General features: G+C 37.3%; 16 protein-coding genes and 5 pseudogenes. 15 read left to right on the top strand and 6 right to left on the bottom strand.

Annotation, left to right across the window (positions count from 1 at the left end):
• Positions 1-882 precede the first annotated feature (882 nt).
• Positions 883-1782 carry an IclR family transcriptional regulator gene (locus CE058_RS04015; RefSeq protein WP_286167855.1) on the bottom strand — a complete coding sequence of 300 codons (900 nt, stop codon included), beginning with the start codon at positions 1780-1782 and terminating at the stop codon, positions 883-885.
• Between the two features lie 1256 nt (positions 1783-3038).
• On the opposite strand from CE058_RS04015, the gene CE058_RS04010 reads away from it, so the two are divergent.
• The 12 genes and pseudogenes from CE058_RS04010 to CE058_RS03960 all read left to right on the top strand — a co-directional run bounded on the left by CE058_RS04010 (position 3039) and on the right by CE058_RS03960 (position 15414).
• The gene (locus CE058_RS04010) at positions 3039-4166 is read left to right on the top strand and encodes an amidohydrolase family protein (RefSeq protein ID WP_163140409.1); all 1128 of its coding nucleotides are present in this window, start codon (positions 3039-3041) and stop codon (positions 4164-4166) included.
• Positions 4163-4534 carry a Rieske (2Fe-2S) protein gene (locus CE058_RS04005; protein ID WP_163140407.1) on the top strand — a complete coding sequence of 124 codons (372 nt, stop codon included), beginning with the start codon at positions 4163-4165 and terminating at the stop codon, positions 4532-4534. Before CE058_RS04010 ends, CE058_RS04005 begins: the two co-directional genes overlap by 4 nt.
• Before the next feature lie 414 nt (positions 4535-4948).
• Positions 4949-5125 carry a hypothetical protein gene (locus CE058_RS04000; protein ID WP_163140405.1) on the top strand — a complete coding sequence of 59 codons (177 nt, stop codon included), beginning with the start codon at positions 4949-4951 and terminating at the stop codon, positions 5123-5125.
• A complete protein-coding gene (locus CE058_RS03995) occupies positions 5122-6636 on the top strand; it encodes a sodium/proline symporter (RefSeq protein WP_163140403.1) in 1515 nt (504 codons plus the stop codon). Before CE058_RS04000 ends, CE058_RS03995 begins: the two co-directional genes overlap by 4 nt.
• A 277-nt stretch (positions 6637-6913) precedes the next feature.
• A complete protein-coding gene (locus CE058_RS03990) occupies positions 6914-8095 on the top strand; it encodes an iron-containing alcohol dehydrogenase family protein (RefSeq protein ID WP_163140401.1) in 1182 nt (393 codons plus the stop codon).
• Positions 8096-8201: 106 nt separating this feature from the next.
• A complete protein-coding gene (gene gucD, locus CE058_RS03985; protein WP_163140399.1) occupies positions 8202-9674 on the top strand; it encodes an alpha-ketoglutaric semialdehyde dehydrogenase GucD in 1473 nt (490 codons plus the stop codon).
• 289 nt (positions 9675-9963) lie between these two features.
• A pseudogene (locus tag CE058_RS25310) lies at positions 9964-10122 on the top strand (hotdog family protein); the annotation flags it as partial.
• Between the two features lie 77 nt (positions 10123-10199).
• On the top strand, positions 10200-10988 hold the full coding sequence (locus CE058_RS03980; RefSeq protein WP_163140397.1) for an SDR family oxidoreductase: 789 nt from the start codon (positions 10200-10202) through the stop codon (positions 10986-10988).
• Positions 10989-12876: 1888 nt separating this feature from the next.
• The gene (gene trxA, locus CE058_RS03975; protein ID WP_163140395.1) at positions 12877-13191 is read left to right on the top strand and encodes a thioredoxin; all 315 of its coding nucleotides are present in this window, start codon (positions 12877-12879) and stop codon (positions 13189-13191) included.
• Between the two features lie 253 nt (positions 13192-13444).
• Entirely contained in the window at positions 13445-13963 is a 519-nt protein-coding gene (locus tag CE058_RS03970) for a DJ-1/PfpI family protein (RefSeq protein ID WP_163140393.1), read from the top strand.
• A 120-nt stretch (positions 13964-14083) separates the two neighbouring features.
• Positions 14084-14597: pseudogene (locus CE058_RS03965) on the top strand (type 1 glutamine amidotransferase domain-containing protein).
• A gap of 100 nt (positions 14598-14697) precedes the next feature.
• Positions 14698-15414 carry an SDR family oxidoreductase gene (locus CE058_RS03960; RefSeq protein ID WP_163140391.1) on the top strand — a complete coding sequence of 239 codons (717 nt, stop codon included), beginning with the start codon at positions 14698-14700 and terminating at the stop codon, positions 15412-15414.
• 313 nt (positions 15415-15727) lie between these two features.
• On the opposite strand, the gene CE058_RS03955 is transcribed toward CE058_RS03960, so the two are convergent.
• On the bottom strand, positions 15728-16192 hold the full coding sequence (locus CE058_RS03955) for a GlcG/HbpS family heme-binding protein (protein WP_163140389.1): 465 nt from the start codon (positions 16190-16192) through the stop codon (positions 15728-15730).
• 308 nt (positions 16193-16500) lie between these two features.
• Entirely contained in the window at positions 16501-16665 is a 165-nt protein-coding gene (locus CE058_RS24675; protein WP_204260511.1) for a hypothetical protein, read from the bottom strand.
• A gap of 335 nt (positions 16666-17000) precedes the next feature.
• Here CE058_RS24675 and CE058_RS03950 point away from each other — a divergent pair, with 335 nt between their 5' ends.
• The gene (locus tag CE058_RS03950) at positions 17001-18005 is read left to right on the top strand and encodes an SDR family oxidoreductase (RefSeq protein ID WP_163141103.1); all 1005 of its coding nucleotides are present in this window, start codon (positions 17001-17003) and stop codon (positions 18003-18005) included.
• 48 nt (positions 18006-18053) lie between these two features.
• On the opposite strand, the pseudogene CE058_RS03945 reads toward CE058_RS03950, so the two are convergent.
• Positions 18054-18209: pseudogene (locus CE058_RS03945) on the bottom strand (IS110 family transposase); the annotation flags it as partial.
• Between the two features lie 412 nt (positions 18210-18621).
• Positions 18622-19150 (bottom strand): annotated as a pseudogene (locus tag CE058_RS03940) (transposase); the annotation flags it as partial.
• Here CE058_RS03940 and CE058_RS25305 point away from each other — a divergent pair.
• Both CE058_RS25305 and CE058_RS03930 read left to right on the top strand, forming a co-directional pair.
• Positions 19151-19899, top strand: a pseudogene (locus CE058_RS25305) (transposase); the annotation flags it as partial. It lies immediately after the preceding pseudogene.
• A 2-nt stretch (positions 19900-19901) separates the two neighbouring features.
• The gene (locus tag CE058_RS03930) at positions 19902-20258 is read left to right on the top strand and encodes a DUF3231 family protein (protein ID WP_163140387.1); all 357 of its coding nucleotides are present in this window, start codon (positions 19902-19904) and stop codon (positions 20256-20258) included.
• 677 nt (positions 20259-20935) lie between these two features.
• On the opposite strand, the gene CE058_RS03925 is transcribed toward CE058_RS03930, so the two are convergent.
• Entirely contained in the window at positions 20936-21556 is a 621-nt protein-coding gene (locus CE058_RS03925; RefSeq protein ID WP_163140385.1) for an NAD(P)-dependent oxidoreductase, read from the bottom strand.
• Positions 21557-21702: the final 146 nt, after the last annotated feature.

Raw genomic sequence — 21702 nt, 5'->3', positions numbered from 1 at the left:
AAAATGGTTGATAAAAAAATAGTCGGTGAAAATGCAGCAGAGTTTGTTAAGGATGGCATAGTTGTGGGGCTAGGTATGGGTTCTAGACTAACCTAGATAAATGAGACACTATAAAGCACCTGCGAAATGGTACACTTAATTAAAGTGTAAATTCGAAGGTGTTTTTGCATTGGCAAAAATGTATATTCAATAGAACAGTTGTTAAAGATAAAATGAGTGGTCAGTTTACCAATCAGGAAATTATGGAGAAGTATGGGATCAAAAATGTGTCACAAATCAAAACATGAATGAAATGGTCCGTGAGAATGAAGTACACAGATTTAACCAACCGATCGGCAAGCAATATACTTATGGGCACGGTCCAGAAAACCAGAGTGATGAGGAAAGAAAAGAACGGCAGCTTACTTAATAGAAAAGAGGGTTTTAAGCTTTTTTTCTGACATGTAATCCGATTGGTATTTATGTTTAAATTTTAAATTGAAGTACACAAGATAAATATCAATAAATATGGGAAGGCAACAATAATAGTAACTTAATTAAATGGTGCACTACTTAATTGCAGGCTGCCAGCTCAAAGTGATTTTTGGACTAAAGGCTAGTTAATTAAATTTAATGCATGCAAAAAAGACATCCTCGTGATAGGATGTCTTTCTTAATCTTTTATTAAGATGAGAGTATAGATTTCTCGTCTATTCTTATGCTATCTCCCATTGTAGTAGGCATTACCATTTCAGGGTGACAGTCACCTGATGTTCATTTTTTATTTTCAATGTTATAATTTTGTTTTGAGTCGCAAAAATGGTGGGAAATGCCTTTCTTTTTAGCTCAATTAGTTTTTATTTGAGCAGTGTGAAAATTTCCTAGTTACATTTGCGGGGTCTTTCAATTGCCTGTACCGGCTTGTTGAACTTCGTATCCTAATCTACTTGATACCTTAGAAGCCGTTTCAAGTAAATTCTTAACTAACTCTTTTTCATTGGACCTAATTCGAACAGTAGGTGCACAAATACTGATAGCAGCCTTGATTAACCCATGATTAGAAAAAACAGGAGCAGCAAGACATGAAATTCCGCTTTCAAAGGTTTCATAAGATAGATAGTAGCCATTCTTTCGAATTTTTGCTAATTCTAATCGGAATATATCAGGATCAATGGTAGTGTGTATAGTGTACGGTTCTAATTTTGTCGTTGAAAGATATTGTTCTACTTTGGCTTCCTCACTAAAGGCCAATAAAACCTTTCCAAGTGCCGTTGAATACAGTGGTGATGTTAATGATAAGTGAAATTGTAACCGTAAGTTTGATTCATTTGCCATAATTCGTTCTAGTAGGACAACGACATTAGAATCCATCATTCCTAAATGCACTAGTTCATTTGTGTCTTTGGACAATTCTACAAGTAAAGGGAAGGCAACTTTGCGGATATCCAAACGCTTTTCGAATGCATTTCCTAATTCAAGACAAGTCAAACCTAATTCATATTTTCCTGTCTCTGGATTCTGAACAATAAAACGTTTTTCCTTTAGGTTTTCAAGTATTTTTAACAAGTAGCTTTTTCTAATACCTAAAAATTCAGACATCTCCGCTAAAGTAAATTCACTTTTTGTCTTAAAAGCAAGTAGAGTGTCTAAAGCATGAGCGACGTTTCCATAAGAAGTTGAAGCCTTTTTTTGAGTCGCCGATTGATTTTTACCTTGCTCTCCTTCTAATTGGAAAATATAAAACACCCCTTTTTCTGCTAGTCTTTTTCTTAGTGAACGACGTTTACTAAAAATAGTATACAATGAAATGTCTGAAGTTTCAATATATTTTTATTGCAGCTGTGCCAGCATAGTATTTTTGGTAAGAAACTTACCAAACCTGGACATATGAAGTTGTTTAGGAATCTAAAAAGTTTAAGGTATCTTTAAATTGAGTGCAGAAAGGGAGGTTTTGATATGAATAATTTTGAACAAGAATATCTTTCAACAGTAATTAAACAGTTTAAACATTTTAAAGAGAGAGCAGAAAAAGTGTTTAAGCATCTTTTGGAAGAAGAGTGCATTGAAATCCAATAAAAGAGTCGAATAATATTAAGGAATAAAACATTAAGCGGTGATGTATGAGTTCGTTCCAGATGGGCTGCTTTTTCGAGTGATGAAGAGAAGACGTTTAGAGTTAGAGGCAAAAATATTAAAAATAAATAGCTTTTTTTACACCGCTCGATATTCGAATTGGTGTTTTTTTCATTGAACTAATATTAATTAATCATTGAATGTTGTGTGGGAAATTTTGAACATGCCAACCAAAAAAAATATATTGATTTTTCAAACTATTTGCAATAAAATTTTTTAGTGAATCAAATTCACTAAAAAAGGAAGGAGAGAGTTATAATTTTGGAATGACGAGATTAAAAAGCAATTAAATGAAATAAATCCCAAAATATTTCGGGAGCTTCAATCTTGCTGTTGATATAATACTTGCCTTTTAAATTACATAAGAAGGGCCTACTGGATCTTAAAAGATGTAGGTTATTGAGGCTTTATTTCCAAGTTGTTGAAATATTGTCCGTAAAAATATATTGAATATTCATATTATTTGTTATAAAATCATTTTAGTGAATCCCGTTTACTAAATATAAACCTTAAGAGGAGGAGTTATCAAATTAGAAATTCAATTATTCCATATTGGAAAGATTAACTGTTAAAAATGTAAGAAACATAAGTTAAGAACTTTATTACAGTATTAGTTTTGACCTGTCTTGAATTAGGAAAGGATTCGAATTGAAATTCGAAAGGTGTCCGTACGTATCTAAATCGCAGAATTTAATATGACTTGGAACTGTTGTTGAACCTTTGGTGATGAAATCTTAGATGAGTTAATCACCGCAGGAAAATGGAAGCGTATACAATTCGCGCAGCTCTTTATCCGAATACTCGACTAGTGCTAGCCTAAAAAAGCTGAAAGGAATACTATCAATCTTCTGGGATAGCGATTATTCCGTTTCTAGATAACCTAAAACAAGTGTAAAACCAGATATTAATTGAAGGAGTGAAAAAGAATGGAAGTAACCCAAGCTAAGCAACCGAAACAAAAAACAAAACGCACTATTATTGACTGCGACATACATAATTATACGTCGCTTGATGACATTAAAAAGTATTTGCCTCGAGTCTATCGCGAACAGATAGATTTGTGGGGGTGGCGGCTTCCTGGTTCTTTGTATTTAAATGGCGGGACTAATGTCGGTCAGCGGGTCGACTCAATTCCCCCTGACGGAGGCTTCCCTGGCAGCAACTTGGATTTCATGAGATCGCAGTATTTAGATCCTTTTAATGTCGAGTACGGCATTTTAACCGGAAGTGATTATTCGTGTCAAGCATCACCTGATGTGGATTATGCCGCAGCAATCAGCTCAGCGATTAATGAATATACTTTGGAGCAGTGGGTAGCAAAAGATAGTAGGTTGAAGGGCTCCGTGTTTATTCCAAAGCAGGATCCGGCATTGTCTGCCAAAGAGATTCACCGTGTCGGTTCACATCCGGATATGGTGCAAGTCATCGTGGCGAGCGGAGCAGAAAAGCCCTATGGAAACAGATATTATCATCCGATTTACGAGGCTTGTGTCGAAAACAATCTGCCTTTTACTATCCATGTTCTTATGGAAGGGGTAGGCATGAATCCGCCTACGACAGGCGCTGGTTATGTTTCCTATTATCCGGAATACCGGGCAACCAGACCGCAAGTAATGGCGGCGCACCTAGCGAGCTTTATTTATGAAGGAGTCTTCGAAAAATTCCCTACTTTGAAGGTCGTCCTCCAGGAGGCTGGTGTTTTTTGGCTGGCACCTTATCTATGGAAGATGGATGAGGATTGGAAAGCACTGCGGTTCCAAACACCGTGGGTGAAAAAATTGCCAAGTGAATACTTCCGCAGCAACATTAAAGTGTCTTCACAACCACTTGAGCCGGCGCCAAATCCTGAAATGTTCCGGCAAATGATGAAGGCGGTCTATGCCGAGGAGACCCTATTGTATTGCAGTGATTACCCGCATTGGGATTTCGATTCTCCTACGTTGACATTTCCTAAACTTGAAGATGAATTATGGGAGCGAATCTTTTATAAAAATGCAGCAGAATTATACGGACTGCCAGAAAGAAAATCAACAAAGGGGGAGATAGAGCGATGACCCATTTTTTAGTTGGGAAGGCATCAGAGATTCCTGAAGGGGAAAAGAAAATCATTTCAGTGAATGGGCGCAGCATCGGCGTTTATAATATTGGAGGGGAATTTTATGCAATCCGAAATACCTGTCCACATCAGGGAGCTGCTCTTTGTGAAGGGATTACGACAGCGTTTATTAACTCTTCCGGACCAGGAAATTTTGTTCACGAACGTGAAGGTGAGATTGTACGTTGCCCTTGGCATCAATGGGAATTCGACATTAAGACGGGATGCATGGTCGTGGATCCGAAGAAGAGAACAAAGAGCTATGAAGTAACAGTAGAACGGTTCGATATCTCCATTGAAGAAAAAAATATTTACGTCCATGTTTAGAATTATACGTATTAAGCCAGGCTTAATTTTTGACTTTATTCGTAAGATCATGAAATCGTGCTCAGGCTTACGACTTTCACACCTTTCCTCAAATAATTAATAAATATAGAATCACTTAGTTTATTTATGATACTCCGGAATCAAAACGTTACTTAATTAATGCCTGTTTCATATTTAAACAGTATAGGAGACTATCACATATAACTTAATTCAACAGCCTTTAACTTAGAGTTAATCTGATAGTTCTGATTAAATTGTTTAGGGTGCCTATCAATTCAGAGTATATTAGAACGAAGTAATTTCTCCAAGCTTGGAAGTTGGTTTGGTTTTAGTGGTGCTATGCAGCTTTTCCTTAAAAAACTCTAATTGATAGGCATAATTAATCTTTAGTTAAAACTAAAGGAGGTTTATTATATGACTTTTAACATTTTATTTGCATTAGTAATCATGCCTGTTTCCATTATTACCTTAGCTTTCGTTTGTTACAGTATTCAAACGAAAAAAGATGAACAGCGCGAAATGGTTGATCAAGATAACCAAAAACTTCTTCAAAACTTTCAGGAAGAAAGTCAAATCGGAGGTGCCAAATGAGCAGCCATCCTATAACAATCGGAGTAGTGGTTTTTTACCTAATTTCACTGTTAGTAATTGGATATTTGAGTTCCCAAAAGGCAAAAGGCGGATTAAATGACTTCTTTCTTGCAGGTCGAAACCTTGGTAAATGGACGGTTGCTTTAAGTGCTGTTAGTTCAGGGCGTAGCGGCTGGTTGATACTAGGTCTAACTGGTATAGCCTATGCTAGTGGCTTAGATGCAGTTTGGGCTGTTGCAGGTTATATTACGGTTGAAGTCTTTATGTTTTTCTTTGTCGCCCGCCGTTTTCGAAAGTACAGTGAAAAACACGATAGTATAACAGTTCCTGATATTCTTGCGAGTCGTTATGGCGACAAAAATAATCTTTTGCGTATCACGAGCTCACTAATCATTATTTTCTTTATGATTGCTTATGTAGGATCTCAAGTTGTCGCTGGTGGTACAGCATTTTCTTCTAGTCTGGGGGTTTCTAACGGTACTGGAATGGGGTTAACCGCCGCAATTCTCTTAGTTTATGTGATGTTAGGCGGATTTCATGCTGTAAGTAAAACCGACGTGCTGCAAGCCTTTTTTATGTTTGGTGCATTAGTTATACTACCGATTTTGGCCATTATTAACCTGGGCGGATTTGGTCCAATTCTTGAAACCATGCATTCACAAGGAGGAGGATTTACAAGTCCATTCGCCTTTGCCTTTGGTGCCATTGGAGGTCTGGTTGGAATTGGGTTCGGCAGTCCAGGAAACCCTCATATCCTTGTTCGTTATATGTCTTTGAAAAACATAAAAGAAATGAAACAAGCAGCACTGATCGCTTCTGTTTGGAATGTGATTATGGGTTGGGGAGGGATTATGATCGGATTAGCTGGTCGTGCGATGTTCCCGGATATTAGCATGCTCCCAGGGGAAAATCGGGAAACTATTTTTACAACTTTAGGTAATGAAATTCTCGATCCGTTTACAATGGGAATTCTGCTTGTTGCAATGCTAGCGGCCATTATGTCCTCTGCCGATAGCCAGTTGCTCGTTGGCTCTAGTGCGATTGTACGTGATATTTATGATCGCATCATTGCTAAAGGAAAAGTAATTCCTCAGAAAAAACTTATCTTATACAGCCGTATATCCACTGTAATAATGATGATCTTAGCTGTTGCATTAGCGATTACAGCCCAGGAATTTGTCTTTTGGATGGTGCTTTTTGCCTTTGGAGGCTTAGGCGCATGCTTCGGACCAGCACTCCTCCTTTCTTTCTACTGGAAAGGAACAACAAAACAAGGCATCTTTTGGGGAATGATTATTGGTTTACTTACGGTTATTTTGGTTAAGAAGCAGCCGGAGTGGACATTCACTTTTTTACCTGATATGAAAGCTTTGTCTGGCAAACTGCTTTTTGGTATCACTTATGAGGCAGTACCAGGGTTTATAATGGCTTTAATTATTACAGTTATGGTTAGTAAATTCACACAAAAACCGGATAATGCTGAAGAAGTCATTAATGATTTAGCTTCTTAAATTTATTGTTTTCTTGTGATTTTTTTATTGATTAGTGTAATCAATTTATTTCGAGTGTAAGCTTTTTTATCAATAAAAAACAGTTGTAAAGGCAATCCATAAAACTGAACAGAAGTATTAGATTTAATGGTTGAGAGATGTTGATAGCATTTTAGAATCACTTCTCTTAACTTTCTGTTTCTATTGTTTTTCCGTTTTCTATTTACTGATTAACCTTGAAACTGATTAACATTGAAAAATCTATTAGATATCATAGTAAAAGAAAGGGAGTGAGGATTTGTCCTCTATTTATTTGCCGGTAGATATTAAATATGGTTTAGGTTCTCGAATGAGTATTGGTAGTGAATTCAATTCACTAAAGTGCGAGAAGATTATGATTGTTTGTGATAAAGGAATTGTTAACTCTGGAATTTTAGACGATATTTATCAAAGCTTAAGGGAGTCAGATGTATCTCATGCATTGTTTGATAAAGTAATACCAGACCCTGATATTAATTGCGTCCACCAAGCAAGGGACTTTTATGTTAAGGAAAAATGTAATGGAATCTTAGCGGTTGGTGGAGGCAGTTCAATTGATACTGCAAAGGGTGCAGGTATTCTTATAACTAATACTGAGCCTTTGATGAGTTTAGGGGGGTTAAACAAGATTACTGCTCCCATTCCCCCTTTGGTTGCTATGCCAACCACGTGCGGAACTGGCTCTGAAGTAACTAATGTGACCGTTATAACAGATGAAAATCATTATAAAGTTCCATTTGTTTCGTCCAAATTAATGCCAAAAATCGCTATTCTTGATCCGGAACTGCTTTTCAGTTTACCATCCCATTTAGTAGCATCAACTGGAATCGATGCCTTAACCCATGCCGTTGAAGCATTAACCAATAAGAATCAAAACTGGTATGCAGATGCGTGTGCCTTAAAAGCTATTCGTATGATAGGTAAAAATATTCGTGAAGCTACGGTCAATAGAAATGAAACAGCTCTTGGCGAAATGTTATATGCAAGTGCACTTGCAGGAATTTCATTTACTCTTTCCCGTCTGGGATTGATCCATGCTATGTCACACCCTGTAAGTGGATTTGCTGGTGTTCCACATGGGTTAGCCAATGCCATATTACTTCCCTATGTCTTAAGTTTTAATCTTGTTGGTAATCCCGAATCTCATGCACTTTTTGCCAAAGAATTAGGAGTCCCTGATCAAGGAAGTGTTATTGAGACAGCTGAAGCAGGAATACTTGAAGTGATTAACTTGAATCACTTATTAGGCATCCCGAAATCCTTTAAAGAAATAGGGGTAGATGAGGGTTTAATTCCCCAAATGGTAGAGGATACGTTTAAGAGCCCAAATATTGCTATTAATGCACGTGAAGTGACTAAGCAAGATGTTGAAAAAATATATTATGCTTCTTTTTCTGGTGAAACTCCTTTCAGCTTCACCTCTAGTTTAACTAAGATCTAATTTATAAAAAAGAACGGACAATTCTGTAATATCTATATAATTTACTTTTTTTGAAAAGAAAATTAATACTAATAAAATTATTCAAGGAAAGTGAGTGGTTTATTTAATGACGATTAAAACAAAAACCAAAACTGAAACTTATTTGAACTATATTAATGGCGGTTGGGTTACTGGCACAAATAAAGAGGTATATGGAAGTATTAATCCTGCAAATAAATATGATATTGTAGGCTATGTTCAAAAATCAACAAAAGAAGATTTAGATAAAGCTGTGGCAGCTGCAAAATCAGCACAAGCTGGGTGGAAAAAATTATCTGGTGCAGCCCGTGGAGACTTCCTATACCAAGTTGCTAATATTATAGAAGAAAACCTTGAAGATATTGCAGAAACAATGACTAAAGAAATGGGTAAAACGCTTTCGGAAGCTAAAGGAGAGACGGCTCGCGGGGTAGCAATTCTACGTTACTATGCTGGTGAAGGAATGCGAAAAGTTGGTGACGTTATTCCTTCAAGTGATAGTGAAGCATTAATGTTTACAACACGTGCTCCACTAGGGGTTGTTGGTGTCATTACACCTTGGAACTTCCCAGTAGCGATTCCAATTTGGAAAATGGCACCTGCGCTTGTTTACGGAAATACTGTTGTATTAAAGCCAGCTGGAGAAACTTCGGTCACAGCAGCAAAAATCATCAAGTGCTTCGATAAAGCGGGACTTCCTGAAGGTGTCGTGAACATGGTTACAGGTTCAGGATCTGTTATTGGGCAAGGTATTATTGATCATCCTGACATCGACGGAATTACTTTTACAGGTTCTGATACTGTAGGTAAACGAGTAGGTCAAGGGGCATTAACCCGTGGGGCTAAATATCAATTGGAAATGGGGGGGAAAAACCCTGTAATCGTTGCCAACGATGCGGATATTGATTTAGCAGTTGAGGCTACAATTAGTGGTGGTCTCCGCTCTACTGGCCAAAAGTGTACAGCTACAAGCCGGGTTATAGTCCAAAGTAAAGTCTATGAATCATTTAAAGAAAAATTAGTAGAGAAAGTAAAAGAAATTAAGATTGGGTATGGTCTTCATAATGAATCGTGGATGGGTCCTTGTGTAAGTGAAGACCAATTAAAGACAGTGCTTTCTTATATTGAAAAAGGAAAAGCAGAAGGAGCAACTCTGCTTTATGGTGGTAAAAAGCATGAAGAAAAAGGATTAGAGAACGGTTTTTATGTACAACCAACTGTATTTGAAAACGTATCAAATAATATGACCATCTTCAAAGAAGAGATCTTTGGTCCAGTGTTAGCTTTAATTCAAGTGGACACAGTTGAAGAGGCACTTGAAGTAGCGAACGACTCTAACTATGGTTTAAGTGCATCTATTTTTACAACGAATGTCGGAAGCATGCTTTCATTTATTAATGACATGGAAGCAGGACTTGTTCGGATCAATGCAGAAAGTGCTGGGGTTGAACTTCAAGCTCCTTTTGGAGGAATGAAACAATCAAGTTCTCATTCACGTGAGCAAGGTCAATCGGCAATTGAATTCTTTACTTCTATTAAAACAGTTTTTGTAAAAGGCTAATATAGAAATTGAAACTACAGAGGAGCTGATAGATCTTCCATTTGAAAAGAAAGTTCCTCTGTGATGATTAAATGCCAAAATAATCCGTTAACATGAGAACATATAAACTTTTTCGGAGAATATTACTATATTCCTTAGAATTTGAATTTTATACATTCTCTGCCTCCACTTCGCATATGTAACCTTGGTTTTACTGCTTTGAGTAGAATATTCAAAAAAAAGGCATCTGTCACTCGATGTAATAAAGCATTGCCGTAAAATTATATGCAAAATTTTTGTTCAAGAGGAATTGTATAAGACAATCATAGGACCAAGAGTTTCTGAAACGGATGGGGTCGGCCACATTAATAATACCACTGTACCCATTTGGTTTGAAGCTGGGCGAAATAAGCTCTTAATGCTATTTACACTCGATGATTCTTTTAAGAAATGGAAGATGTGGTCATTCTAAATGAATGTTGAATATATAAGCCAAATCTATTTTGGCACTGACGCGTAAGTTAAAACAGGAAGGACTGATCGAATATGGATTTAGGTTTACTAAACAAATCAGTTTTAGTGTTAGCATCGAGCAAAGGTCTAGGAAAAGCAATCGCAACAGAGTACGCTGCACAAGGAGCACGTGTGATGATCGCAAGTCGAAATCTAGATGTATTGGTACAAACAGCAAAAGAGATTCAAGAATTAACAGGAAACGAGGTCAATTTCTGTTCAGTAGATGTCTCAAAAAGAGAAGATATTGTGAGACTTGTTCAACAAACTGTTGAACAATATGGGACAATTGATGTGTTAATCAATAATGCAGGAGGCCCGCCTCCGGGTGTTTTCGATGACTTTGATGATGAGAGTTGGCAACAAGCATTTGAATTAAACTTATTAAGTTTTATACGAACGATTCGTGAGGTTCTCCCGTTTATGAAACAACAAGGAAGTGGACGTATTATTAATATTGCCTCGTCTTCAATCAAACAGCCCATTGATAATTTAATCTTATCTAATACGTTTCGTAATGGCATCATCGGTTTAGCTAAAACTCTTTCTTCGGAGCTAGCGAAGGATAACATCCTTATTAACACAATCGGTCCGGGTCAAATTAAAACAGATCGAGCGGTTGAGTTTGACATGGCTAAAGCGCAACAACTAGATGTCACCCTCGAAGAAATTCAACTAACAAAAGAACGTCAAATCCCTCTTGGTCGATACGGAACACCTGAAGAATTTGCAAATGTTGCAGTCTTTCTAGGCTCATTTGCCAATACTTACGTAACAGGTCAAGGTTTACTAGTTGACGGAGGAATGGTAAAAGCTCTTTAAGCGTGCCTGTCTCCCTGAATTTATCCAAGGTTATAGTGTAGTAGTAGAGTACATTCTGTATGTTCACGAACAAAGTAGCGCGCTTCCTTCTTATCACTTATTGAACCTAGGTTTAGACCAAAAGAAGAAAATAGTTATAGATAAAAGTTAATATTTTTAGAAATAGAAATGACTAGCTTAAAATAAAAAAGATTGTTAGTTTGGCAGCTTAATATTAAGTTGCTTTTTTTAGATTAAACAGTCCGTCTCATGTGTGAATGGAGTTTGTACAAATTAGAATTAAAAATTTTATTTTTTTAAGAGGAAGCATTGGAAAAGGATGCAAAGCCGTTAGTTCGAGATGCTATATAAATGAAAAATGCATACCTCATTGGTGGTTAAAAGTTGATTTTACATGTAATTTCCCTTCATTACAAAACACTACAGCTGATGAATTGTCTCCTGTAATGCAATGAATTTTCCAAAAAAGCAAAGACGTCCTAAAGAGGCGTCTTTTTAATTCAATAATACCGTAAATTCTCACTACCTTGGAAGAGTCCCATGGCGAAAGTAAAGCAGAAGAGATGGTTGCCAATCTTATTGGAAATACAAACATTTAAAAGAACAGTTGATCTTATTAGTAGGTTGCATAGGAACAAGACGACCAAGTCACAGCAGATTTTGGAATGGGGCTTACCGTAAAACTTGATAACCACATTTGGATGCTTAACGCGTATTTAGGAGAATAACTAATACTGAAAAAAAAAGAGCAAATGAGAATCACTGGCTCTTTTCCTATTTTGAAAGTAAATATAAATATTAAGAAAGGACGAACCTGGTTGTGAACACTTGTTATTAAGAGCAACCTTTGGTCGACCTTCAAGCGAGGGAAATAATTACTGTTCAATATTTAACTCTTTTAATTTTTATTGGAACGTTAATGGCCGAATTATTCATGGATGGGAAAACATCTATTTCAATAGAACGTTATTCAATTAGTAGATTCGGATAAATATTTTTATGGAATCTCTCTATGCTGTATTAATTCTTTAAAAAACTTAAGGGGTACGTTGATCGAGAAAGGATGAACGCACCTTTTGTCGAATCTATTCTTTAAGGCCAAGATGGTTAAAGACTAGAGAATTCTATATTAATGAAAGATGAGTAAACAATGGTTTACTAATTTTAAACGAAAGGGAATAATTCAGATGCTAATTTTCACCTAAAATCAATGAAGCTGAAAAAAGGAGGTAAATAATGCAACTTTCAACAAAAAATACAAAAGGTGCTCATATACTTTATTGCACTAAAGAGATGGAGAAATATGTTGAAAATGCCCTCTCTTATTATCCAAGGTATCGAACAAGGAAACCATATATTATTTATAGAAAATGATAGAGTGTATACTTTAATACATAAGAAAATTAAAACCTTATTAACTAGGGATCAAGTAGCTAAATTCCATTATATAAATAACTTTGATTACTATTGTTCCCAAGGCAGATTTTATCCACCTACCATTGTGGAATATTTTTCTGTGGCTATAAAACCTTTTTTCGAAAAAAAGATTCCTGTTCGAATATGGGGTCATGTAGAATGGGGAAATCCCACTATAGTGGAATTTGAGAATATCGAGTTAATTTTTCTTGACTTCATAAACTGTAAATATTAAAATTACAGTTATTCCTTTTGAAAAGGAAGCAATCAATTTGAAAAGTTGCTTTTAAAATAGTTTAGTTTGTTTAGGACATTTACCAGACCATTGCTTCGGGATGTCTATACTGTAAACTATTTTATTACAGTACGTTTTATAAAAAAGAAACTGTAGCAAGGGGGTAATTTTGTATTTTTTATAAACATTAAAAAATACTTTTATTAAAATTATAAGAATGAATTGGAGGATTTAATAATGGCTATCTCACACGTAACAGATCAAACATTTAGCAATGAAATTAAAGAGGGATTAGTTTTAGTGGATTTTTGGGCACCATGGTGTGGTCCTTGTAAAATGATTGCACCTGTATTGGAGGAAATCGATGGTGAAATGGGTGACAAAGTTAGAATTATCAAGCTTAATGTAGATGAATACGCAGGAACAGCAGGAAAATTTGGAGTCATGAGCATTCCAACGTTGATTCTTTTCAAAGACGGAGTGGCTGTAGATAAGGTTATCGGGTTCTATCCAAAAGAAGCTTTGACAGAAATAATTTCAAAGCATATGTAAAAAAGACTTTTTAGAAAGAGGATGAATCTATATCTGAGCATACAAAAAAGTATTTGATATACAGTTCTCATTGCTAGACCTTTCACCGATTGCACGTTGGAAGTTCTTCTTCTGCTGATGCATTTCGCAATACACTAGAACTTACACAGCTCGCTGAAATTTCAGCTGAAATTGTTAACAGCCACAGGTGAAAATACGAATATATGAAAAAGTGTTATCAACAAATCTTTTTCTTTTTGAGGAGGAAAAAATAATGAGTAAAAAAGCACTCTTAATTATACCGCCAGAACGTTTTAATGAAAATGAGTTATTCAAACCAAAAGAAGAGCTTGAAAATGCAGGAGTCGAAGTAACCATTGCTAGCACCGTGGCAGGTGAAATTACTGGTGACTATGATGGGAAAGCAACTGCTTCGGTTATCTTATCAGACGTATCGCCCACAGAATTTGATGTTGTTTCGGTAATTGGGGGATCTGGTACAAATGATCATCTATGGGGAAATCAAGAATTACAAGGCTTTTTGAAGCAAGCTTACAATGAGAAAGTTCTTGTAACAGGAATTTGTGCAGGGGCTGTTACAGTTGCTAAAACTGGTTTGCTTTCTGGAAGAGAAGCAACTTGCTATCCACTAGATGTTCAAAAGAACGAATTGATAGCTGTTGACGTTAAATATGTTGAACAACATGTTGTTGCCCATGATGATATTATTACTGGCGATGGTCCACAAGGTGCGGAAGAATTTGGAAAATCCCTTGTTAAAGCATTACGTTAGTTCTACATTTTAGTTGGTTAGAGTGTGGTTCGGAAGTACATTTCGAACCCGCCGCTTCCATTAAAATAAGCATTTTTTGTGAGAATAATAAGTTTTTGCGATTCAAGGAGGGTTTTTAGTTTGGGCAAAAAAATTGCTGCACTTATCACCAATTTATTTGAGGACGTTGAATTTACAGAACCTGAAGAAGCATTCAAAGAAGCTGGTCATCAAGTGATTACAATTGATAAACAATGCAGAAAATGAAGTAACTGGTAAAAAAGGAGCAACCGTAAAAATTGATAAAGCCATAGAAGAAGTTAATCCTGCAGACTTTGATGCTTTGCTTATTCCAGGTGGTTTCTCCCCTGATTTACTACGTGAAGATGACCGCTTTGGTCAATTCGCAAAAGAATTTATCCAAGAAGGCAAACCTGTTTTTGCCATTTGCCATGGACCACAAGTATTGATCGATACAGACCTATTAAAAGGCGTCGACATAACTGGTTTCAAATCTATTCGTAATGATTTAAAAAACGCAGGGGCTAACTACAAAGATGAAGAAGTTGTTGTAAGCAATAATATTGTGACTAGCCGTTTTCCAGATGATATCCCGGCATTCAATCGTGAAGCGCTAAAACTATTAGCAAAATAAAATAATGAAGCGTTGGTTTATATTATTTTCACTAAAAAATAGTATGTAATATTGTTTTCAGATACAACCTAAAAAGAATTTTTTAAGGGGGGTTCATACGATGTCATTAAAAGGAAAACGTGTGGTCGTAATAGGAGGTACTTCTGGTATCGGATTATCTGCAGCAAAGGCATTTCTTGATGAATCTGCTCAAGTCATTATTGCAAGTCGTTCTGATGCAAAACTATCGGAGGCAAAGAATGTACTTGGTGGTATTGTGGAAGCATACAATATTGATTTTCGCAGTGAAGAAAAACTAGCTGACTTTTTTAAAATGGTAGGGAATTTTGATCACCTTGTCGTTACGGCAGGTGAAGGTGCAATGGGTCATTTTAGTGACTTACCTGTTGCGGATGTTAGAGAAGCGTTTGATAGTAAGTTTTGGGGGCAATACTTAACCGTTCATGCTGCCATTCCGTACTTAAATGATGCCAGTTCTATCACATTGACCTCAGGTGTTTATGGAATCCGTCCACCACAGGGGGCAACTACACTTGCTTCGATCAATTCAGCGATCGATGGATTGGTTAGGGGGCTTTCAGTAGACCTGGCCCCTATACGGGTAAATGTTGTTTCACCTGGTATCGTAGACACCCCACTCTACGGAGGGATGCCTGACGAGCAAAGACAAAATTTATACAGCAAAATTGCACAGCAGCTACCTGTTAATCGCGTGGCACAGCCTGAAGACATTGCTGAGGCCTACGTGTACTTAGTGAAAAATGGTTTTACAACTGGTACTGTTCTTCTTATTGATGGCGGGGCTCACTTGGTGTAAGTGAGCATTATAATGTTATTTTTGTGGCTATACTACAACAATGTATAGCCACATTTATTTTTTAAATAATAATCCAAGAATTGCAGTTCAAGAAAAACAAGGTGAGATATGAAAAAAGGCATGAAAAGAAGCTTAATGTATCAAGTAAATCCGGAAACAGCCGAGTTCAAGGAGCCTCCAATGCTCTCTAAAGGTTCATTCAGTTTTTTTAAAATAAAACTAAAACCGAATTCTTACGAGCGGTCAAACGGCTTTATTCATCCAAAAATTGCTTTAGTGTATTTTACCGTGTTTTTCTGCAGAGTCTTCTTGTCTATTGAGACCGAAAGTGAATGTTCGTATAAGGAATGAATGAAAATCCAAATCCAAATAATCTCTCAAACACTTGAATAGCGGCGGAGGCAACGATTATATCATTCGAAACGGTACTGCCACTTACACCCACTGCTCCAACAATTCTCCCATCGATCACAAATGGGATTCCGCCACCAATGATAACCAGACGTCCTTGGTTAGTCGTGTTTATGCCATACAATTCCTCGTTAGGGACACTTAATCTGGCTAACTTTTCCGTAGACATCTTCATGGCTACGGCGGTCCATGCCTTATTTTGGGCGATATCAATACTTGCGATTGGGCCTTCATCCATTCTGTGACAGGCGATTAAATTCCCGCCTTCATCTGTAATAGCTATAACCTCTGATATACCTAGTTCTCTTGCTTTCCGTTCTGCACCTTTAATCAGTTTTTTGGCAACATCCAGCGTTATTTCCCTCAATTCATTACTCTCCTTTAAGACTATTTCCATGAATTTTGATTTTATTATAGCCTATGTGCTAACACGATAGTTGTTAGTTCGAAATATCCTTCACACATGAAAGAGTTCCTAATTTTATTAACTCATCCGGACCATTTGCAAACAAAGCGCCATTAATTTATCTGAAATCAAAAATACCTGTATTAGAGATTTCTCCATAATACAGGCTCTTCAACGTCAGCTTGTGAATCTTTTGAACTTCTGCAAATAGGAGTATGCCCAGATTGACTTTTGATTATCCCTTAACTGTCCTAAAAAATAAAAACTTGCTAAATGATAGGGTAATTAAAACCATAGCGAGGGTTTGTATAGAATGGCGGTCTCCATCCTATTTCCGGCATTGGCCAGGAATGATTGATATAATCCATCCTTACTTTTTCATCGGAATAGTTTACCAGCAATAATTTTACTTCCGGATTAAATTCGAATCGCAAAATAGCAGCCTCCTTGATATTTTATCTTACGTTTTACCTTATTCAAAGCCCATCAATGGGGAGCAAGTCTTTATTTCCTAAATAGTCTGGAACAGTTGCCCTTAAAATGATTTGTGGAATGGAAACAGGCACTTCACTTTTCTGCCCATCATACAGTAAACAGAACGTTTACTATCAGGAGGTTTGCCATGAGTCAGGAAAATAAAGATCGCCAAATGCCACAGATGGATCAAATGCAAGATATGCAGCAAGCGAATCAGATGCCGTATTACCAGATGCCTCAAATGCCTCAATATCACATGTCACAAATGGATCAGTATCCAGGGGGCAACGTGATGGGCCAATATCAAAAAAATCATGTAAAGGGTACGAAGAATCAAATGAAGCTGCAGCAGATCCAACAGCTGCAACAAGCGTTTGATGCAAACAAAGTGGAACACCCATACCCGATGTACCCTAACTATGGGAAAATAACCAGGTATGAGGAAATTCCGTTGAATTTACCGGAACAGCGCCAGCTCTTTCACCCAGGTGTAGAAGGGTTAATGGTGCCCCGGCCGATCATTGAAAACCCAAATTACAAAGGCAGCGGAAAATTAAAAGGAAAGGTCGCGCTTATTACAGGTGGTGACAGCGGAATTGGGGCGGCTGTCGCAATTGCATTTGCCAAAGAAGGCGCGGACGTAGCCATCGCTTATTTAAATGAACATGAGGATGCAAACCGAACCAGAACGAGGATCGAACAACTCGGTCAGCGTTGTTTGTTAATGCCGGGTGACTTGCGGGATAAACAGCAATGTGTCGCAATCGTAGAGCAAACCATAAGGACGTTTGGCCGTTTGGATGTCCTCTGCAACCATGTAGGGATCCAGTTCCAGCAAAAGAGCCTAACGGACATTACGGACCAGCAATTCGATGATACATTTAAGGTGAATATCTATTCCCACTTCTATACAACCAGAGCAGCACTTCCATACATGAAACCTGGAAGTTCAATCATCCAAACTTCTTCTGTTGTGACTTATGTTGGAGAAAAACAAATGATTGATTACACTGCCACAAAGGGGGCTAACGTGGGATTCACGCGCGCTTTGGCGAAAAATGTGGTAAATAGAGGGATCCGGGTTAATGCTGTAGCACCTGGGCGGATTTGGACACCTCTTATCGCAGCTAGCTTCTCATCAGACCAGGTTGCTGTATATGGTGCCTTTAACCCGATGCAACGGGTAGCCCATCCATTTGAACTTGCCCCAACATATGTGTATTTAGCTTCTGATGATTCTCGTTTCGTTACAGGCCAAGTGCTTCATGTTGACGGTGGGGAATCTACTCATTCATAATCAGCAGATTAAATGGGATGAAATGAAAAAGAGGCTGCACTTAAATGGTAAGGTTCCGAGGTCTAAGAGTTGGATACCTCGTTTTTTATAAGGTTCTAACTCTTCTTTATAAAACATCTCACAAAGGTGATAGGCATCAATTGCATCTGTTTTTACCTTAGGCAGACTTAAACTTTTGGCACGATGAGAGATAAGAGAATTAACACATCCAGGCCAATGACTGGATTCATGCTTTTCTCCTCCTAAAACTCAATTTGTAGGTATCCCCTAATGCTTCCTGTAATGTCATAGGTTCGCTTGTTAAACTGGATAGTTGTCCCATCTAGCCTGAAACATGTTTACGTGCTACCCTGACTACCGTTATATATTAAGACCCAACATAAAAGGTCAACCAGAATTATCTGGCTAACCTTATATTACGAACGGGTGCAAGAGTTGAAGATTCAGTGTGGATCGGCAGATCTTTTTTTCTTCTTCGACTAAACCAGCTAATAGTTTGTCAATATTTTTCAAAAAAAAACTTAAAATATCTCATGCTATACTAAAAATGTGCATGCCAAATAACCTTCCATTATCTGTTTTTGGAAGGTTTTGTGATATTTAGTTTAATTTGGTTTTAAGCTATATCTTGGAAAGTTGTTTTGCTTTTTAAAAGGGCAAATATCCAGGGTAGGAGCTTAATTACACAAGCAATTACAGCTACCTTAAAAGGTTTTCCTTCTTCACGTTTTTTATCAAAGAACTCTCGTAATTTCTTATTTCGAGGAATAATTTCATCGCTTTTTTTACTCTTGCGACAGTCACGAATTGCACAGTGAACAGCCATATATAAGGCATGACGAAGCCTGCTGGATCCTCTTTTCGTGATTCGGTTTCTGGCGGCTGTATACTTACCAGATTCGAATACACTAGGATTAACTCCAGCGAAAGCTACAAGCTTTTTAGGATCATTAAATCGATCTATCTCCCCAATTTCTGAAATGATCGTTGCAGCGATCTTTTCACCGACACCAGGGATAGATTTGATAATATTATATTCTTCCTGTAGCGAGGGCATCTATCTCTGACTCAAACTTGGATAGGTGCTCTTTGTATTGAAGAATAATGTTTATATACATACCAAGACTCAAAATATGACTCTCGAAATGGATTCTGTAATTACTGGAATGGAGCCTACAGGGCATTATTGGCTTATTTTAGCTCATATTTTAAAAGAGGAACAGATTAAGTTCGTAACAGTTAACCCCTTACATGTAAAGAATAGTAAGGAGTTAGACGATAACTCTCCGACTAGCGGAACTACGTGTGGCTAAGAAATTACGCGATTTATTAAATGTAGACTTACAAATTGTCCAGGGACAGTTACACAACTGGATTGATCGATACTTTCCAGAGTTGTTTTACCGTTTTTAAAAGTTGGGAAGGAAAGGCAGCTCTTCATTTATTAAAGCTTGAAGCATTACCGGATGAATTGGTGAGATATACAGACGTAGAATTACTAGAATACCTTAGGCAAGCAGTGAAACGTAGTATAGGCATAAAGAAGATTCAGGCCTTAAAGGAAGCAGCCAATCGGTCGATTGGCATTCGTCAGGGCGCAAAGATGGCTAAATTGGAATTAAGAGCGTTAATAAAAAAGTATGAACTCATTCAAGCCAAGTTCGAAGAGCTTGACCATACTCTAGATACACTCCTTCAGGATATTCCAGGCTTTGATTAAATGTTAGACATAACAGGAATTGGACGCGATACTGTGGCGGGTTTTTTCGCTGAAGTAGGAGATTTAAGGGAGTATAATCATCCTCGTCAAATAACCAAGCTGGCAGGACTCAGCTTAAAAGAAAATACATCAGGAAAGCGTAAAGGAAGAACGAAAATTACGAAACGGGGTCGATAGTGGGAAGGGCAAAAAAAGGTGCTGCTAAGAGGCTTGAGACTTTCCAGAAACTCGGAGTATCTGAAGGTTTGCCGTTCCAATTGACCTTCGAAAACGACATCACCAACGTGACAGAATCCTCATATTCCGACAGGCTGATTCTCTTTAAAACGATTGTACTAGTGCAAATTTCGATAGCTCGGTATGGAAACGCGCTGAGTTCTGTGATGAGAAGGGACCTAAACGCCCTATATGCCCGGCTCTTAGTAGAGAGCGGGACCTTTGTTGACGATGCAATGAATGTGATGATAGACAAAAAATGGATGGATCAGCCGCCTTATTGCGATGTGACAAAAAATGAAGAGCAGAGGCAATGAAACACTGTATTTTCGTGACAGTAGTTTCCTAGTCCTTATTGTACTAAAAGGGCTGATTAGCGATTGGAGGTATGAAGGTTTATATAAAGGTATGTATTTAGTACGTAAAAAATATACATAAAAAATGCCTATGTTAAAAAGGAGCTGTCAAAAGGCGACTTTTACTTATCTTACAAAAGGCGCAGGTTTATTTAAGAAGGATATTAAGTAAATATAGAGAAGAATACAGGTATTTCAATTGTTGTACAGAAAGTCTTTTGATAAAGGAGTGGTTAGTTGAAAATAGGAACAAATAAACCCTAGTAATTGCACAAGAAATCCCAAACAACCCTATAAGATAACAGGGATTTCGACCATAAAAAGAATAAATACTTAGAAGAAAAGTAATATAACAGAACAGGAGTCAACTTTAACTATGTTTAAGGTAATGAATGAACACTCAATTGATAATTTTGAACTGGATTAGCTTAATCCTGAACAATGATTTGGCTATAGAACTAAAGGGTGCAGGAGCAACAGTCCAGGCTGTCAATTCAGCAGCTTTTTTCTTATTATGCTACGGGGCAGGTGAGCGGAGGAAGAAGTTTCTTAATAGCAACTGCTGTGACATTCATAAAGACGGGTTTCCCCGTCTATTTGTTTTGAATATCAAGCTTATCTGTATGAAAGTAGTATAGTTAGTAGGCGATACCTACACGTGATTTTATATACTCGCTTGTTTTTATCTGACTGAATGCAAATTCTGCTGTATCCGGTACGGATATTTCAACTCCATCCTCCGGCAAAAAACTTCGCTCTATACGATAGTTACCTATCCTTTCTCTATCCGGCAAGTAGGTAGGACAGACAATCGTCCATTCGAGGGTTGATTGTTTGAGTATATCATAAACTTTATGATGTTCTTTGGCTGCCCAGGTTGACTTACGCTTTGATTCACCTGATTGATAACGCAGAGTATTTGGCGTGGTCCTACTTTGCAGGATTCCTGCAGTTCCTATAGTTATTATTCGTTTTATACCTTCCTTTTCCATTGCTTCTATAATAAGTGTCATACTTTCAGATAGAGTGGTAGTTCCATCAGTATTGAGTGCACTAATAACTATGTCACTACCCTGCATTGCACGAACGATATCATCCTTATTCAAAACATTCCCTTGTATAATGGTTAAATTGTCATTATTGATTTGAATCTTCTCGGGAGTACGAACTAATACACTAACATTATGTTTGTCATGAAGCGCATACGTAACTATTTGACTTCCAACTCGTCCAGTTGCACCTAAGATTAAAATATTCATAAGAATGAGCTCCTTTTGCATGTACTAATATTTTACTATTAAATTGCTTGGTTGTCTTTTAAACTAACGAGGGCTAAGGTGGAGGATCAAGGTTTGCTTCGGCAGCCTTTTCGTATTCGACTTATGGGGCAGCATTCCTGTAATGA

This window comes from Bacillus sp. 22-7 (assembly GCF_010628845.1).
In the GTDB taxonomy this organism is placed as follows: Bacteria; Bacillota; Bacilli; order Bacillales; family Cytobacillaceae; genus Cytobacillus; species Cytobacillus firmus_B.
This window is presented reverse-complemented; position numbering and strand designations above follow the sequence as displayed.